Below are 726 nucleotides of genomic sequence, written 5' to 3'. Positions count from 1 at the left end.
ATCCATGATTATTTTTTTGCCAAGACTATCGACCAGGTGAAACCGGGTGGTGTGATTGCCTTTATTACCAGTAAGGGAACGCTGGATAAGAAGAACAGCAGTGTGCGCAAATATATAGCGGAACGGGCTGATCTACTGGGTGCAATTCGTTTGCCGAATACCGCATTTAAAGAAATTGCCGGTACCGAGGTGACCAGCGATATTCTGATTCTGCAGAAAAAAACTGAGCCGCAGGTAGTTAAGGAAGATCTGTCCTGGCTGCAGCTTGGATGTAATGAGAATGGACTTACCTATAACCAGTATTTTATTGATCACCCTGAGATGGTGATTGGGAAAATGCAGGAGATAAGCGGACGCTTTGGGCAGGATACCGCTTGCATTCTGCCAGACAACAAGACTTTCGAACAGCGGATGGACCGGGCTGTACGTCAGATCCAGGGGAGTATTGCGGAGGTCGCCTTCTTTGACGAATATGAAGATACTGCAGAAGGCATTCCTGCAGATCCCAAGCTGCCAAATTATGCTTACTCGGTCGTTGATGAAAAGGTTTATTACAGAGAAAATGATGTGATGATCCTACAGGAACCAAGCCGCAGCGGAGCAGAAAGGCTCAAAGAACTAATCAGGCTCAGGGATGCGGTCAGGGAGCTGATCGACAGTCAACTGGAAGGTGTCAGCGATGCAGCAATTGCAGCCCAGCAGGAAAGGCTGTCTGCACTGTATGAT

At 47.8% G+C, this 726-nt stretch carries 1 protein-coding gene; it reads left to right on the top strand.

The features are described from left to right. On the top strand, positions 1-726 hold a 726-nt coding region (locus D1151_RS16190), incomplete at both ends, for an N-6 DNA methylase (RefSeq protein WP_161909559.1).

The organism is Emergencia sp. 1XD21-10, from assembly GCF_009936045.1.
In the GTDB taxonomy this organism is placed as follows: Bacteria; Bacillota; Clostridia; order Peptostreptococcales; family Anaerovoracaceae; genus Senimuribacter; species Senimuribacter intestinalis.
This window is presented reverse-complemented; position numbering and strand designations above follow the sequence as displayed.